Origin of the sequence: Pseudomonas sp. EL_65y_Pfl2_R95, assembly GCF_963971045.1 — a bacterium.
Classification (GTDB): Bacteria; Pseudomonadota; Gammaproteobacteria; order Pseudomonadales; family Pseudomonadaceae; genus Aquipseudomonas.
The window spans coordinates 396,600-412,209 of the sequence record NZ_CAXAOV010000002.1 but is presented as its reverse complement, the minus strand read 5'-3'; the positions used below and the strand labels follow the sequence as shown (position 1 = coordinate 412,209).

General features: G+C 55.0%; 17 protein-coding genes. 6 read left to right on the top strand and 11 right to left on the bottom strand.

Going from position 1 to position 15,610, the window contains the following annotated elements:
* Window position 1 precedes the first annotated feature (1 nt).
* The 4 genes from AACY09_RS09760 to AACY09_RS09745 form a co-directional block, all read right to left on the bottom strand.
* Complete coding sequence (locus AACY09_RS09760; protein WP_339487875.1) at window positions 2-1,003, bottom strand: vWA domain-containing protein; 1,002 nt, start codon at window positions 1,001-1,003, stop codon at window positions 2-4.
* Window positions 990-1,487: a DUF4381 domain-containing protein gene (locus AACY09_RS09755; RefSeq protein ID WP_339487542.1), complete on the bottom strand. Its 498-nt coding sequence runs from the start codon at window positions 1,485-1,487 to the stop codon at window positions 990-992. Before AACY09_RS09755 ends, AACY09_RS09760 begins: the two co-directional genes overlap by 14 nt.
* Complete coding sequence (locus tag AACY09_RS09750) at window positions 1,484-2,377, bottom strand: DUF58 domain-containing protein (protein WP_445323814.1); 894 nt, start codon at window positions 2,375-2,377, stop codon at window positions 1,484-1,486. The genes AACY09_RS09755 and AACY09_RS09750 overlap by 4 nt, the downstream gene beginning before the upstream one ends.
* Window positions 2,378-2,448: 71 nt before the next feature.
* Window positions 2,449-3,429 carry an AAA family ATPase gene (locus AACY09_RS09745; RefSeq protein WP_339487540.1) on the bottom strand — a complete coding sequence of 327 codons (981 nt, stop codon included), beginning with the start codon at window positions 3,427-3,429 and terminating at the stop codon, window positions 2,449-2,451.
* A gap of 535 nt (window positions 3,430-3,964) precedes the next feature.
* On the opposite strand from AACY09_RS09745, the gene AACY09_RS09740 reads away from it, so the two are divergent.
* The 3 genes from AACY09_RS09740 to AACY09_RS09730 all read left to right on the top strand — a co-directional run bounded on the left by AACY09_RS09740 (window position 3,965) and on the right by AACY09_RS09730 (window position 7,737).
* Window positions 3,965-4,663 carry a cytochrome P460 family protein gene (locus tag AACY09_RS09740; protein WP_339487539.1) on the top strand — a complete coding sequence of 233 codons (699 nt, stop codon included), beginning with the start codon at window positions 3,965-3,967 and terminating at the stop codon, window positions 4,661-4,663.
* 442 nt (window positions 4,664-5,105) lie between these two features.
* Entirely contained in the window at window positions 5,106-6,110 is a 1,005-nt protein-coding gene (locus tag AACY09_RS09735) for a DUF2860 family protein (protein ID WP_339487538.1), read from the top strand.
* A 352-nt stretch (window positions 6,111-6,462) separates the two neighbouring features.
* Window positions 6,463-7,737 carry an OmpP1/FadL family transporter gene (locus AACY09_RS09730; RefSeq protein WP_339487537.1) on the top strand — a complete coding sequence of 425 codons (1,275 nt, stop codon included), beginning with the start codon at window positions 6,463-6,465 and terminating at the stop codon, window positions 7,735-7,737.
* Here the strand turns inward: AACY09_RS09730 and AACY09_RS09725 are convergent.
* Window positions 7,734-8,639: a LysR family transcriptional regulator gene (locus tag AACY09_RS09725; protein ID WP_339487536.1), complete on the bottom strand. Its 906-nt coding sequence runs from the start codon at window positions 8,637-8,639 to the stop codon at window positions 7,734-7,736. The genes AACY09_RS09730 and AACY09_RS09725 overlap by 4 nt on opposite strands.
* Window positions 8,640-8,766: 127 nt before the next feature.
* Between AACY09_RS09725 and AACY09_RS09720 the strand changes: the two genes are divergently transcribed.
* Together AACY09_RS09720 and AACY09_RS09715 are read left to right on the top strand one after the other, a co-directional pair.
* Window positions 8,767-9,195, top strand: coding sequence for a VOC family protein (locus AACY09_RS09720; RefSeq protein WP_339487873.1), 429 nt, complete (start codon window positions 8,767-8,769; stop codon window positions 9,193-9,195).
* Window positions 9,192-9,779 (top strand): glutathione S-transferase family protein, encoded by a 588-nt coding sequence (locus AACY09_RS09715; RefSeq protein ID WP_339487535.1) that lies wholly within the window; start codon window positions 9,192-9,194, stop codon window positions 9,777-9,779. Before AACY09_RS09720 ends, AACY09_RS09715 begins: the two co-directional genes overlap by 4 nt.
* A 70-nt stretch (window positions 9,780-9,849) precedes the next feature.
* Here AACY09_RS09715 and AACY09_RS09710 read toward each other — a convergent pair whose 3' ends face one another.
* From AACY09_RS09710 to AACY09_RS09695, 4 genes are all read right to left on the bottom strand, one after another.
* Window positions 9,850-10,566: an SAM-dependent methyltransferase gene (locus AACY09_RS09710; RefSeq protein WP_339487534.1), complete on the bottom strand. Its 717-nt coding sequence runs from the start codon at window positions 10,564-10,566 to the stop codon at window positions 9,850-9,852.
* 259 nt (window positions 10,567-10,825) lie between these two features.
* Window positions 10,826-11,257: a carboxymuconolactone decarboxylase family protein gene (locus AACY09_RS09705; RefSeq protein WP_339487533.1), complete on the bottom strand. Its 432-nt coding sequence runs from the start codon at window positions 11,255-11,257 to the stop codon at window positions 10,826-10,828.
* Entirely contained in the window at window positions 11,254-11,919 is a 666-nt protein-coding gene (locus AACY09_RS09700) for an FMN-dependent NADH-azoreductase (RefSeq protein WP_339487531.1), read from the bottom strand. Before AACY09_RS09700 ends, AACY09_RS09705 begins: the two co-directional genes overlap by 4 nt.
* Window positions 11,916-12,362, bottom strand: a complete 447-nt coding sequence (locus AACY09_RS09695; RefSeq protein WP_339487530.1) for a GNAT family N-acetyltransferase — start codon at window positions 12,360-12,362, stop codon at window positions 11,916-11,918. The genes AACY09_RS09700 and AACY09_RS09695 overlap by 4 nt, the downstream gene beginning before the upstream one ends.
* Before the next feature lie 88 nt (window positions 12,363-12,450).
* Between AACY09_RS09695 and pdxR the strand changes: the two genes are divergently transcribed.
* Window positions 12,451-13,854, top strand: a complete 1,404-nt coding sequence (gene pdxR, locus AACY09_RS09690; RefSeq protein ID WP_339487529.1) for a MocR-like pyridoxine biosynthesis transcription factor PdxR — start codon at window positions 12,451-12,453, stop codon at window positions 13,852-13,854.
* A 46-nt stretch (window positions 13,855-13,900) separates the two neighbouring features.
* Here pdxR and AACY09_RS09685 read toward each other — a convergent pair whose 3' ends face one another.
* Both AACY09_RS09685 and AACY09_RS09680 read right to left on the bottom strand, forming a co-directional pair.
* Window positions 13,901-14,287 (bottom strand): ester cyclase, encoded by a 387-nt coding sequence (locus tag AACY09_RS09685; protein ID WP_339487528.1) that lies wholly within the window; start codon window positions 14,285-14,287, stop codon window positions 13,901-13,903.
* A 71-nt stretch (window positions 14,288-14,358) separates the two neighbouring features.
* On the bottom strand, window positions 14,359-15,504 hold the full coding sequence (locus AACY09_RS09680; RefSeq protein WP_339487526.1) for a GGDEF domain-containing protein: 1,146 nt from the start codon (window positions 15,502-15,504) through the stop codon (window positions 14,359-14,361).
* Window positions 15,505-15,610: the final 106 nt, after the last annotated feature.

Genomic DNA, 15,610 nt, shown 5'->3' with positions numbered 1-15,610 from the left:
ATCAGCGCTCCTTCTGCTGTCGAGGTGGGCCAGATGTGGTCATCCGAGCGGAAAGTGCGGCGAGGGATTGAGCAAGTGCGAGCAATAGAAGTGCTGCCCCTAAAGGCCACCAGAACAGATCGCGTTTGGGTTGATGGCTAAAGGTTTTGACTTTGTGCGGGGTAATTTGATCAAGGGTGTCGTAGACCTGTTTGAGCGCCGTGCGATCGTCGGCGCGAAAGAAGCGACCGTGGGTGATGTCGGCGATGTTTTGCAGGGTTTGTAGGTCAACCTTGGACTCACCGGTGGCTTCGGGGTCGCCAATACCAATGGTGTGCACAACAATGCCCTTGCTGGCGGCCAGGTCAGCAGCATGATCAGGGGTGATTGCGCTACCTGTGTCGTTACCGTCAGTGAGCAGGATCAGCACTTTTTCCTGCTCTTTGGCGTTGTCCAATAATTTAATGGTCAAGCCAATGGCGTCGCCCAGCGCCGTGTTCGGCCCGGCCATGCCGATCCCTACTTCATCGAGTAATAGGTTCAGGCTGGAATGATCAAGGGTCAGCGGGGCCTGAGGGTAGGCGCCGGTACCAAACACGATCAAGCCAATGCGGTCGTCTTTGCGTTCAGCTATGAAGTCACGCACCACATCTTTAACTGCACTCAGGCGATCGGTCTGCTCGCCGCTAAGGCTGGTGTAGTCGCGGGTTTGCATCGATTGGGAAATGTCGATAGCGAGCATCAGGTCGCGGGTCGGCTGAGTATGTTCAATCGGCTTTTCAACATACACAGGCCGCGCGCAGGCAAGTAGGATCAGCAGCCAAACCACTAGATTGATCAGCAACTGCCAGCGGCCACCGCGCGCAGTGGCTTGGCCGGGCTCTTGGCCAACGGCTTGGCTCAGCGCACCGAAGAAGGGAACGCGCACCGCGCTGCGTGATTCGCGGTACTCGGTGCAATAGCGCCATACCAGCCAAGGCAGCGGCAACAGCAGCATTAACCAAGGGTAATCAAGCTGCCACATCATGAGCCTCAATCCATTGTTTACAGGTGTTAAACAACGCGTCGAGTTGCTCCTGGCCTAGGGTTGCCAGTTGGGCCTGAGGCGCATAAGCCAATAACCAGAGTTGTTGGCTAAGCGAAGTGGGCAAAGGGGTAGGGCTCGCGTTTTGCAGAAAGCTTTGCCAACCAGCGCCACTTAAACTGCCGACGTCTGGAGAGTTGGGCATCGACAGCGCCACACGTTTAAGCAACTCGGGAAGTTCGCGCAGCGCTTGCAGCCGTTGTTGATCATGGATGACGGCATCTTGTAATTCGGCTAGACGCTGTAGGGCGTCGCGGCGATACCGGTTACGCCGTCGGTGGCGCCAGTGCAGCAGCGCCCAGGCGCTCAAGCTAATCAGGATAACCAGCAAAAGCGCGAGCCAACCCCAGGTTTGTGGCAGGTAGCTAAAGTCCGGCGCCGTCAGCTCCAGTTCCTTTAACTGACTGATATTGGGCCTGCTCATCGAGGCACCTGCGCAAGTCGGCCCAGTTCTTGGCGCAACTGTTCCAAGCTGTCTTCGCCAGTGTTGAACATCATTAGGGGCACTTGGCTGAGCCGCAGTAAATCGGCCACTTCGCGCAGACGCCCCATAAGAAACTCGCCCAATGGCTTATTAACGCGGCGGCGGTCAACCTGTAGCTCGACCTGCAGTTGGCCTTGGGTGACCATCAGCCGACCTTTGCTTGGTAGGTTCAAGGCGATGGGATCATAGACCTGCAAGGCGATGACATCGTTGTGGGTTTTTAGCTCGCGCAGCAGTTGTAAGGTGCGTTCACTGGTGGCGGCGAAATCGCTGATGATGCAAATCAGGTGATCGTGCCCTGCAAGGCTCAAGCAGTTACGTAATGCTTGGTCTAATTGATCTTCGTGTTCTGTGTCTGGGCGGGTTGCAGACAGCATCTGGTTTTGCCGCACGATGCTGGTACATAACGCTTCAACCCGAGAGCGGCTGCGCAGTGGGCGGATATGCTCGATGCGCTCGTCCCCGAACACCAGCCCACCCACGCGATCACCGGCTTGGAGGGCGATCCATGCACAAAGGGCGCCCAACTCGGCAGCGGTGACGGATTTGAAGTTGCGCTGCGAGCCAAAAAACATACTCATGCGCTGGTCTACAAGGATCAAGGTGGGGCGGTCGCGTTCCTCGGTGAAACTGCGCACAAAGGGTTTGCCGTAGCGCATTGAGGCGCGCCAGTCGAGGTGGCGTAAGTTATCCCCGGGCAGGTAATGGCGCAACTCGTCAAAACTCAAGCCTCTACCCCGTAGACGCGAAGCATGATTGCCCGACAGCACGCTTGATAACGACTGCCGAGCCATAAAGCTCAGGCCACGCGCCCGGTACTCAAACGCCATTAGCTGTGGCAATGATGCGTAAACGAACCCGTCAGCGGCGACGTTGGAAGGCTCCACGGTAGTGCTCCTTGTCAGGCGGGTATTGCCACCTTGTCGAGCAAACGATCAAGCACTTTGTCTGCGTCTACCCCATCGGCCACTGCGTCGTAGCTAAGCAACAGTCGGTGTCGCAACACCGGGTGAATGACCGCTCGCACGTCGTCAGGTGAAACAAAGTCATTGCCCGACAACCACGCGTGGGCTCGGGCTACCCGGTCCAGGCTAATGCCGCCGCGTGGGCTCGCGCCAATATGGATCCAGCGGGCGAGGTCTTCGTCATAATCTGCTGGATGACGAGTCGCATTGACCAAATCAATCAGGTAACGGTCGATAGCCTCCGATACATGCACCTGATTGATTGCCTGGCGTGCGGAGAAAATCACGTCCTGGGGCAGGCGCAGTTCTTGCTCTGCTGTGTGCTCGCCATCTGCGGCTTGTTCTTCTGCTCGCAACATGCGCAACACCTGAGCTTCATCCTCTGTGTGCGGATAATCCATGACCAGCTTCATCAGAAAACGGTCCATCTGCGCTTCCGGCAGTGGGTAGGTGCCTTCCTGTTCGATAGGGTTCTGCGTCGCCAATACGATGAACAATTGCGACATGGGATGCGTTTGGCCGGCGACCGTTATTTGCCGCTCCTCCATGGCCTCCAGCAAGGCCGCTTGTACCTTGGCCGGAGCACGGTTGATTTCATCCGCGAGTATGATTTCGCCGAACAACGGGCCAGGCTGAAACTTGATTTGGTTCTGGCCATTGACCTGCTGCAGGATCTCGCCCCCGGTGATGTCCGAGGGCAACAGATCTGGGGTGAACTGAATACGGCTCATCCGCGCATCAAGATGCTTGGCAAGTGCTTTGACGGTGCGGGTTTTGGCAAGACCAGGGAGGCTTTCCAGCAGGATATGGCCGTTGGCTAACAGCCCGAGAATCACATATTTAATGGTCTGCTCTTGGCCAAGCACACGCTGGCCGACAAAGCGTTCTAAATTTGAAACTTGTTCTCTGCTATCCATGGAAGTTCCTTAGCAACGACGCAGTCTTCATGCCTTGAGCAACAACGCGATTTCAGCTTTTGCTTAATATGAGCTCAGATGGTGCATGCAATAGTAGAACATTTAAGTTAGGCACATGTAGCTATTAACTCGATGTCAGGAAATAAATGAGATGCTCTAGCGCGCACTTTATTGCCACTTCACGGCTTATGGATGGTATCTAGGGCTATCACTAAGCTTGGTAGCGGGCTCTACGCGGTATTCATCGGTATCTGGAGTTTAGCCTTGATGTTTGCCGTTTGATTGCGTGCTTGTGTCAGACCGTTCGCACAACTTTAATGGATAAATCGGCCCGCCCTAACAACCAGCTGATCAGGCAAATCAGCTGGGTCTAATACCTCTGGCACGCCGGGCACAGTATCGTTCGCGAGTACCGTTATTCAGGTGCACCGCACTTCCAACCATGATCTATGCGTCCGGGAGCCTCCTCGGAGTCAACCAATGGGCGGCCGAGCATTGCTGTGCTCGAAACATGATAATTAATAGGGAAATTGATATGTTTAAACAGGCTAAAGTCATCAGCCGTACCGCAAAATGCCTGCTGATGGCGCTTTCTCTTACGGCGCTAGGCGGCGTTGCCCAAGCAGCCGACGTCGTCAATAAAGCTACACAGGCGCACTTTATTGATGCAACCACGGCACATATCCCACAGGGCTATCGAAGCTGGACCCACATCGGCACGTTTGCGACCCCGCCAGGCCACAAAACCATCATTGATGGCAGTACTCGGGAGGGCGCTCAATTCGGCAATACCTATGTCGAGACGTCTGCATTAGCCATCTACAAAGTCACCCACAAGTGGCCAGACGGTACCCAGTTCGTCAAGGAATTCAGCGAATCCAGCCTAGCTGACGACTGCGACAAGACCACCGGTGCTTGCGTCATGAACCATGGTAAAAAATGGCCACAGCACATGGGTAACTGCGACAAGACTACAGGCGTCTGCGTGACGACCCATGGCACTGGTATTTTTCAGAACAACTTTTTCGGCGTGACCTACATGGTCAAGGATGCTGCACGTTTTCCCAAAGCACCGGGTAACTGGGGTTATTTTGCCTTTGGCCCCGCCAAGAGCGACAAGGCTTACCCTCAGACATCCAAAGTGTTGCCATTTGAAAAATGCGCCGGTTGTCATGTGGCTCACGTTGCAGATAAAGACTACGTGTTTAGCGACCTGCACTTAGGCTTGCAGTAAGTTCAAAGATTGTAGAAGGCGCCGTGGGCTAAGTTATTCGCGGCGCCCTGTATTAATACTTTAGTTAACTTCGTGTGATAGCCTTTTGATGGCATTTAAAGGCGCTGTTTATGACCGTCCGGTCATTGTTCAGTAATGAGCCGGTAATAAGCAGCGTCATTATCTTCTGCGTAGGCAGCCGCCTATCAGGAACTTACCCTGTAATTCCTCTATCGAATGCAAGGCGCCAGCATCCGTTAAACCTGAAAACGTTGATCTCGGGCACTTTATTGCAGTGATTTGAACTTTTTTTCTGGGTGGAAAATATGGGTTTCTGTATAAGTAGACTAAAGTTGCAATGAAGATTTATGCGGCTAGAGCTAACAAGCTGGTGTGTCCGTATTTTGACCTGCCAGTCGCTACTAAACACGTATCAGGCTAATTGCGTTTACAGGAGTAACACATGCGTCGATTTACCCTTACAGTTCTCAGCTTGGCGGTGACTTGCTCCGCCCATGCCTATGACCGTATCCCCAAGAAGGATGGCTTTACTGGTTATGTCTATCTGGGAGCCAGTACTAACCGGATGGAAAGCAATACGGTTGCGACGCTGGGCGGCACCGATGTCAGTGACAGCCATATTGACTCCCTGAACAGTTCCCCCGACAGCAAAAGCTTTAGCAAAATTCTGCCGGCTTTTGGCCTGTCTTATAAACTGCAAGGCAGCCGTACCGAGTTCTTTGGCGGTACTGAACTTGAAGACTTTCTGACTCAAGATGGCACCCTTGCACTCGGTGTGCGTCAGGGCATCGGTCAAGCCGGTAACCTCAGCGCCAGCCTGTTGGCCTCGACCCCGGTCGAAGTGTGGGAAGACCCGTACCTGGTTAATGGCAAGCGCAAAGAAACTGACCGTGAAAGCAGCGGGGCACGTTTGGCGTGGGAACATATTTTTCAGTCCGGCTTTGACGTGACCTATACCCACCGCAAAATCGACATCGATGATGAAAATAGCGGCGAGGCCTTAGGCCTGACCGCTGCGCAGCGCGGCTTGCTGGATCGTGAAGGCGACGAAAACAAACTCGACGTGCGTTATGTTTGGGGCATTGGCACTGATCACATCGTGATCCCGACCCTGAGTTACATCAACCGTGACCTCGATGGCGATGCAATGGCCATGGACGGTTACCAGATGGAGCTTAACTATGCCTACACCGGCTTTGACCGTTGGGAACTGGTCACCAACCTGACGGCAGGCCATTTGGAGAGTGATGACGACAATCCAATTTACGACAAGAAAGCTGATTTGGACCGCATGGGTATCTCCTTTGCTGCCACCTATAAAGAACCGTTCGGCCTGAAAAACTGGCGCGCACGTGCTGTGGCGAGCTATGGCGAGGAAGACAGCAATATCGACTTCTACGACACCAGCATCAAAAGCTTGAGCTTGGGCATGCTCTACAACTTCTAAGGTGTATTGAGGCGCCTGCTACGAGCGTGTCGCCATTGGGTTCAGGTTGACACGCTCAGTGCTAGCTCGCGTTTATCCAGCGTCTTAGCGGTGCGAGTGTTGCGGGATAATCATTACTTCAGATTAGGGCTTTAGCTGCCGTCACAGGCTGTTTTCTCAACAGTTGGATGCGGTTTTGTGCCTGTTTCACAACCGATCAACCGGTGGCAGCTTATTGCATTGCTGCGTTAGCAGGTCTGGATGGACAGCTTGGCAGGGGTGATTATACTCAACCCCAATTCCACATTTAACCGGACCTTAAAGCACCTAATCAGTTAAGTGTTTATACACACACATCAAGGGATTTCAGGCCATGCTGCACAAAGCACTATTGTCTATGACGTTGTTGGGCATTACAGGGAATGTTTGGGCTGGCGGTTTGATGGTTTATGAAGTGGGTCAGGAGGGGGCTGGTTTGGCCAATGCCGGTGCCGCCGTTTTGGCTACAGACCCCAGTATTTTAATGAATAACCCTGCCGGTTTAACTGAGCTTGCGGGAACCCAGGTCAGCGCTAATGGCCAATTAATGTTGGGTGACATCACGTTCTCACGTGATGATGGCAACGACTTCGATGGCAACGAAGGCGGCAATGCCCTCAAGTATTTTCCAAGCGGCAGTGCCTTTATCAGCCACCAACTCAATGACCGTGCGGCTATCGGCTTCGGCATGGTGGGTAACTTCGGTTTGGCAGTGAACTATGACGATGACTGGGCGGGGCGCTATTTCACCCAGAAGTCCTCGTTGATTGGTCTCGCTTTTCAGCCAACGATTGCATACAAAGTCACCGATGACCTGTCGGTGGGTGTCGGCCCCCGTATTATGTTTGGCCGCTTTGTCACGGAGATAGCGGTGGACAACAACCCGCTTGGATTAGGCAATGCCGAGGACGGCCAACTCAAATACAAAGACACTGACTGGGGCATGGGTGTGACCGTGGGTGTTTTGTACGACCTCTCTGAGCGCACTAAATTGGGTCTGTCTTATGTCAGCAAGATCAAACTCAAGTTTGAAGACAACCCGGATTTCGATGGCATCAGCAATCCTCTGTTAAATGTTGCGCTTGGCCGTATCAATGCGGATCAACTCAATGTTGATATGACCGTGCCGCAGACAGCGTTGGCGAGCATCTCGCATCAGTTGAATAACCAGTGGAAAGTCCTCGGCAGCGTTGGATGGCAGGACTGGAGCGAGTTCGGCAAAATCGGCGTAGAAGTCGATGGCAATCCGAATGGTTCATCTGTCTCGCGCTCGGTAGACCGGAACTACAAAGATACCTGGCATCTATCCTTGGGCGCACAAAACCAAATCACTCAGAAACTGCGGCTCAACATGGGTGTCGGTTATGACAGCTCAGCGGTTGATGACAAGGATCGCACTGTGGATGTGCCGATGGGCGAGGCTTGGCGCTTGGCAACGGGCTTCAACTACCAAGTTGACGAGACGCTGTCGGTCAATATGAACTACACCCTTATCTGGATGGGCGATATGAGTGTCGAGCAGAGCAAGCGTAATGGCGAGACTCTGTCCGGTGAGTTCAAGAACGCAGCAATCCACGTTATTGGTGGCGGTGCCACCTGGCGCTTCTAAAGGCTTAGGTCGGGATTGGGTGTGAGCTGCTCCAACTGTGGACACGCCCATTCAACGAATGCCCGCACCCGTGGCGAGAGTTGCAAGGCGTGCGGGTAGACCAACTGCACTGGCAGGTCCAAGGGTTCGAAATCCTTAAGAATCCTGATCAGCCGACCCGCTTCCAGTTCATCCGCAACCTGATAATGCATCAATCGAGTAATGCCTACGCCTTGCTGGCAGGCGAGGCTGGCAGCGCGGATCTGGTTGCAGACTAATCTGGGGCTCAGTGGTGTTGTAAGCGTTTTGGCGTTATCCCGAAAATACCAGTGCCGCCCATGTGAAGCCAAGATGATACAGGCGTGGTCCTGCAACGATTCTGGGGACTCGATCGCGGGCGCGTTGGCCAGATAATCTGGGCTGGCGCAGGTTATGAGCCGGGTTGCACCGACCTGTCGCGCGATCATGGCGGAGTCGGGCAGATGGCCAATACGCAGTGCAAGATCGAGACGCTCATCAAGCAATGCAACCACCTGGTCGTTTAGCGTCAGCTCAATGGCAATGTCGCTGTGCTGCTTGAGAAACTGGTTAACCAGTGGCGCCACAAATCGCTGACCAAACTCCACAGGCGCCGTGAGGCGCAGCACGCCACGAACAATGCCATCCCGGGAGTCCAGGCGCTGCTCCATGTGTTCGAAATCAGCGAGCGTGCGCCGGCTCCAGTCGAGGTACTGTTCGCCTTCAACCGTGAGTGCCATGCGCCGGGTGCTGCGGTTCAATAAACGAACCCCTAAATAGCGCTCCAACGCCGCCAGCGAACGCACCAACGATGCAGCCGACTGGCCGGTTGCGTCTGCAGCCGAACTCAAGCTGCCGCAGTCGACGATCCGAACGAAGTTGGCCATTGCCTTGAGCCTGTCCATTCTCACTCTCTGATTTGTGCGTTTACTGCATAAGTATTGTCAGGTTCACACCATTGGTGAAAGTGCTATCTGCGCTGAAACTTCAGGGGTTATCTCAAGCAGAGACCTTATCTGGAGTTGCATGGATATGAACCCACACGCCAACCCCGCCAGAATTTGTGCCTACGACCACATTGGCATCCGAGTCAGCGACAAACCGCGGGCGATCGCTTTTTATCAGGCGCTTGGCTTCGTCGAGAGTGCCACTTTTCCGCTGTATGAAGCCAACGAGATGCTCACTGCGGACGGGGTACGGATAAACCTGATTTTCAATGGTGCCCGTCAAGCCAATGCCCACAATGTCTTGCTAGACGCGCCCCTGAAACTGCCGGGGATGACCCATCCGGCATTCGTGGTTGATGACCTTCATGCGCTTGAGTCTTGGTTGAATGAGCAGGGCATCGTGATTACCGAAGGCCCGCATCACATCGGTCCTCGACGCATTGCGCTATTTATCCGCGACCCCGACGGCAATGTCCTCGAATTCAATCAGTTGATGAATGGAGATGAACAATGAAACTCTATGATTTAGATGCGTCCGGTAACTGCTACAAGGTTCGCCTGCTGGCCTCTTTGGCCAATATCAAGCTTGAACTCGTGCCGGTGGATTTTTTAAACGGCGCGCATAAGAAGTCGCCGCTGGTGGACCTGAATCCACTGGGCCAGGTGCCGATTTTAGAAGATGGTTCTCAGGTCCTTCGCGACTCGCAAGCCATTCTGGTTTACCTCGCTGGTGTTTACGGCGGTCTGGCGTGGTGGCCCGCCCATGCCCAAGGTCAGGCAGAGATCATGCAGTGGCTGTCTTTCGCGGCGAATGAGATTGATCACAGCCTTTGTGCGGCGCGTTTGGTGCAGAAGTTTGGCGCCGAATTGGACCATTCGGCGGCCCTGGAAAAATCCTGCGTGACCTTGTCCCTGCTCGATAAACATTTGCAACACAGTGAGTGGCTGGCGATCGGGCGGCCTTCAATTGCCGAGTGCGCGGTTTACCCATACGTTGCCTTGGGCCCTGAGGGCGATGTGGATCTTGCCCCATACCGCCATGTTGCACGGTGGATGAAGCAGGTGGAGGCTTTACCTGGTTATTTAGCCAAACCCTGAGTCGCGTTTTGATCGGTTTCTGCCGGTCTTGGGCAAAAACCGATGGTGATAATCCCTAATTCCGATGATTTTAGACGGGTTTACAGCTTAACCACGCGCCCCAGAAAAGGCTGCTGAAGAAACGAGTTGCCTCGCCGTACCCGGCGTTATGCAGCAGTTTCTGTACCTGCGCTTCGGAGTGTGGCGGGTCAGCGCCTTGCAGGATTTTGCCAAGCTTGACCTTCACCTCGTCGGGGCTCGCACCGTGCTGACGCCAACGTTGCCCCCAGGCAGCAAGCAGCAGTGGTTGGCTGGCATAGGCATGGTGATTACCGGCCACAATAAGCGGGGCACCGGGCTTTAGGCGAGCGTGAATGGACTCAAGCAATCTGTGCTTAGGCGCATCGCCCTGCAGGTGGTGAAGGACCCCAATGAGGGTGGCGGCATCGTAGGATTCATCGGCTGGCAAGTCATCCACCGAGCCGAGGTGAATGGTTGTTCGATCAAGTAATTGCTCGGCGCTTAATGTCTGTGTCGCGGCAGCCAGCATCGGCTCGGATGGATCAACAGCCGTGAAGCGCCAACTGGGCTCCAGCTTTGCCATCGCAATAATTTCCTGCGCCGTACCGCCAGCGCCAACCACAAGGACTTTCGCCGAGGTCGTGCTGCCGAGACTTGCAGCGAGCATGCAGGCTGCAAGGTCGTGGCAGGCGTCGTATCCGGCTAGGGCAATACGGCTTTGCTGGCCGTATTCATTGGCCCGTGAACGATCAAACTTATCAGCAGCGTCACTGGAGGGTGATTTCAAGAGGGTTCTCCTTGGTCTTGAACCAGCCTACGCCGAGGTATCAAATAATAAAAATTCATTAATTTTATGCAATGCATTCCTCTCGGGAATGCTGCGGCAGCCAGCGGCGTCGGTCTTAGACACATCCAGCACTGTAACGCCGCGAATAACGCGGCGTTACAGGTCAGGGATGAGTAGAAAATTTGCCAACCACGGAGCAACAGCCCTTGCTCTCCGGTCGGTAAATTGGCTAAAGGTGCGGCGGGTTTTGTATTGATGCTTAGAGGTTCATGCCTATAGCCAGCCGATTGAAGGCATTCATCAGCGAGATAGCCAGGGTCAGATCGGAAATCTCGATATCGGAGAAATGGGCTTTTAAAGGCTCATATAACGCATCGGGTGCGCCTTTTTCGCTGACATAAGTGAGTGTCTCGGTCCAGGCGAGGGCTGCGCGCTCGCGATCGTTGAACAGCGCGCTAATTTTCCAGCCGGCGAGGCAGTCGAGCTTCGCTTGCGCCACGTCGCATTCACGCAGGGTTTGTGAATGTGTACCCAGGCAGTAAGCGCAGCCGTTGATTTGCGAAATACGCAAATAGACCAGCTCAATCAGTGGCAGGCCCAACGAGCTTGCAGCCAGTGCGGTGTTGGTGGCAAGCAAGCCTTGGTAAGCCGCAGGCGAAAGGGAAGAGAACGGCAGTCTAAGTTGGCTCATGATGAAACTCCTGGCGTAGAAAAAGTGATCGGTTGCAAGCAAGGTTGCTCAACCAAGTGGGTGAATAAGGGTTCGCGGGACAGTGCTGCTCGGGCGTCTGCGAGTGTGCTGCGTACGGCTTCTTCACCCAGCACTAAACCTTGGAGGTAAGTGAACTGCAGATTAAAAAGCCCCATGGTGTTCAGCGCATGACGCAGGTAAACCGTCAGGAAATCCGGCTGGCGGGCCCGCTCACCCCGATGAAATCCGCCGGAGCCTACGATGACGTGGACGGGGCGATCCTCCAGCAGCCCGACCTTGCCTTCGGCGCCCGAACTGAATGTCCGGTGAATACGCAGCACATAATCGATCCAAAGCTTGAGCGCGGCGGGGAGGGTAAAGTTGTGCATCGGTGTGGCAATCAACAGAACATCACTGCGCTCAAGTTCGCCGATCAGCGTCTCGGAAAGCTCAAACACTGGTGAGTCAACGGGCGTGATGGTGGTGAGCGCGCTGGCATATTCCGATCCTAGCGGTGGCAGCGGGTTGGCGCCCAAGGCGCGCTCCACCCGTTCGATGCCCGGATACTGCTGGTGTAAGGATGCCGCTAACTCCACTGCAAGCTGGTGCGCGTGGGAGGCGTGGCCGTGAGGACTGGCATTAATCAACAGAATATTTTTCATCGCGATTCAACCTCATGCAGGCTCTGGGTGAAATGCATGCCTCGGGCCAGCAAGCCCTCGCGGAAATAAAAGCGCTGGGCCAGTGGCATATGCAGGCCGGTATCCAGGACGAAGTGATCACACTGATATTCCAGGGCTTCGTCACGTACCGCGTTGAGCAGATGGCTGCCGAGGCCACTGCGCTGCAGGGCGGGACTTACGACAAGGTCATCGACGTAAATAAACCGTCCGTAGAGCAGGTTTTCCAGTTCACGGTATCCAGCTAGGCCGACAATCCGCTCACCCTGCCAAGCGGCGAGTAGGCGGTAGCCTTGGCGGGTTTGTCGCATCAGCTGCGCCACATAGGCCGCTGAATCGACTAGATGCGGACGCAAGACAGGCATCAGGTCGAAACTGGACTGGAAGTCTTGCTCGTTCTCAAGGTGTTTGAAGGTAAAGGGCATGTTCGTGCGCCTGCTTAAAAGTGATGACTGATTTTAGAGGCAGGATGGCTTAGCCTATAGAGCCAAAAAATGCATAAATGACTAGGCCATGATTGTTCAATTTGAGCTTGACCGCAGCTATTCGGCGCCGATCTACCGTCAGCTTTATCATCGCTTTCGCGAGTCGATTGCTGATGGCCGCCTGCGCCCCGGTGATCGGGTGCCAGCGGTTCGCGCTCTGGCGGCAGAACTGAATGTGGCACGCGGAACCGTGGAGGCGGCTTACCAGTTACTTATTGGTGAGGGCTATCTGATTGCGCGGGGAGCAGCCGGGACTGTCGTCACGCCGCAATTGGCCGCGGTCATCCGGCCTGTACGCCATGAGGCGGTTGCGTCGGTGGCTTATCAGGGGACTCATTCCGGTGAATTGCCGTTAGCGCTGCAGATGGGGCTGCCCGCGTTGGATGCATTTCCGCGCAAACTGTGGACACGACTCGCCGGCCGCCAGCAGCGCCAGTCTGGCCTTGAAGGCCTCGTCTACCCGGACTCACGCGGTTATGCACCGCTGCGCGCGGCCATTGCATCCTATCTGGGGATTTCGCGAGGCATCAATTGCCACCCTGATCAGATAGTGGTGTGTGCGGGCTATCGTGCTTGCCTCGACCTGATCAGTCACACCTTGATGCGCCCGGGCGATAAATGTTGGATCGAAGAACCCGGCTATTTCATGGCGCGGAGCGCCTTGCAAGCAGCCGGCGCAGAGTTGGTGCCGGTCACTGTGGATGATCAGGGACTGGATGTTGTGCAGGGCATTGCGCGCTGCCCGGATGCACGCTTTGCTGTGGTCACCCCGACCCATCAAAGTCCGCTGGGGATGTCTCTGTCACTGCCGCGTCGTTTGGCCCTGCTCGCGTGGGCCAACCGCCAAGGCAGCTGGATCATTGAGGACGATTACGACAGCGAGTACCGCTATCAGGGCAAACCATTGCCAGCTTTGAAAAGTCTCGATGAGCAAGGCCGTGTGCTGTATACCGGAACCTTCAGCAAGGTCCTGTTTCCGGGGTTGCGTCTGGCTTATCTGGTGGTGCCCAGGGAGCAGAGCCAGGCATTCGCACGGCAAGCGGATCGTCTGCATAACCATTGTCCGCATCTGCTTCAGGCGACTGTTGCCGCCTTCCTCAGCGAGGGACACTTTGCCCGGCATTTAAACAAGATGCGCAATCTCTATGCGCGGCGCCGGCAATGGCTGGTCGATGCACTCCGTGATCAATTCGGCGAGCGTTTACAGATCAATCCACAGGCCGGAGGAATGCATCTGGTCGCGGGGCTGGGGGAAGGTGACGATAGCGCGCTGGTTAAGCCTGCCCGGGCTTTGGGCATCGCCATTGAGCCCTTGTCCCACTGGTATCTGCAGGCCCAGCCCAGGCACGGTTTGGTTATAGGTTTCACTAACATTGCCAGTGCCGAGCAAGCATCAGCTGTGGTCGCGCGACTGGCACAGATACTCAGTTAACAGCCGCCTGATGTATATCTTCAATCGCTAGCGGCATCCCCAGCGGCTAGAGTTGTGCCTCGATTGCAGCCTTATCAATGATCGACCAGACGTGGGCAATTTTGTCGTCGATGAATTCATAGAACACGTTTTCGGAGAAGGCGACCCTTTTGCCATTGATGGCAAGCCCGAAGAATTCGCCCCTTGGGCAGACATTGAAGTTCAGTCGACTGGAAATGTGGGGCGGATCGGACGTCAGGATCTGAATGCGAAACACCAAATCGGGTATTTCTCGGAAGTCTCGCTCCAACATGGCTTGATAGCCTGCCAGACCGACTGCAGCTGAATTGTGGGTCACGTCCTTATGGACAAAACGGTCAAGATTTTGCCAATCCTGACGGTTTAGGCAGTCAATGTAACCCCGGTATGTGGCGGCCAGTTCGTCTCGTGTCATAAGGCTTAGTCTCGTTTCCAGCAGGGCGATCAGGGGAAGGGGTTAACATTAAGTAGCAGCACTCCCACCGTTTAACGGCTCGCCGGTTGCACTGCTCGCTTCAGCATTTCCTGCCCAAGTACGTCCGCCTCAATTCTGTTGCGGCCATTTGCCTTGGCTTTGTACAAGGCTCGATCGCCCCGTTCAAGCAGCTCTGCCAAGCTGTCACCGGGGCGCAGTTCGGTAACGCCAAAGCTCGCGGTGTTGTGTCCGATGCGCTCGAAGTCGAACGCATTGATCCGTTGTTGCAGGAGTTGCGCCACCGTCAGCGCGTGATCGCCATTGGTTTCAGGAAGTACGACCAGAAACTCTTCGCCGCCACGCCGCCCCACCCAATCGACCTCCCGCACATGTGACTTCAAGAGGGTCGCGAACTGGCAAAGCACGTGGTCGCCAACCGCATATCCATGACTGTCGTTGACGCGTTTGAAGTGGTCGATGTCCAGGGTTATCACCGACAGTGAGCCGCCGTATCTGGCAGTGCGAGCGATCTGGTCGTCAAGAAACTGATCAATATGCGAGCGGTTCGACAGTCCGGTCAGGCCGTCAATGCTTGCCAACAAAGCAAGGCGGTGCTGTTGCAGAAACATGCTCTTGTGCGCCTTCTCCAGCAGAAACGCGCAGAGCAGGCCAAACGAGAACGACGCCAATATCCATAAAAAATGCAGTGCATTTATACCCGATTGCGCGGTGTGGCCTAGGGTCACCGCCAGCAGTATGAAAAGTGAGGTACAAGCGGTCGGCGTCGCCTCGCGCAGGCTGAGACCAGACACGGCGAAGATCCACATCAGGCTCAGGTAAATCTCGGGAACGTAGTAGGCGAAGTCACTGCTTTGCGAGTTGAAGTAAAGATTCGACGCCACCGCCACGACGGGGGCGGTTGTCAGTATGCCCAGCATTGGTCGGCGCAGGGACTCGTTGTAACTGAGCAACGCCACGGCCAGCAATGCGCCTGGAATGACAACGCCGTGAACCAACAGGCGTAACCCTTGCTGGTCGGTGGCAACGTGATACTCGATGGGTGCGTAGACAAAATAGAGCGCCATGGTCAGAAAGGCTACATAGCGTATTTGCGGCACTTTTGTGCGCATATACCACGGGATAAAATCGCGGCGAACCGACGCTGAGACGCCGTGGAGCGGGTCGAGCAAACCCTTCAGCGTGTTGAGATACGACACATATCACCTATGCAAAATGCCATCACTGTGTGAAGCATACGATGCGGCCGTTAAGAGCAACAGCATTGTCGCGATGATAGCCAGGCGACGTGCCAATGCAGTGCCT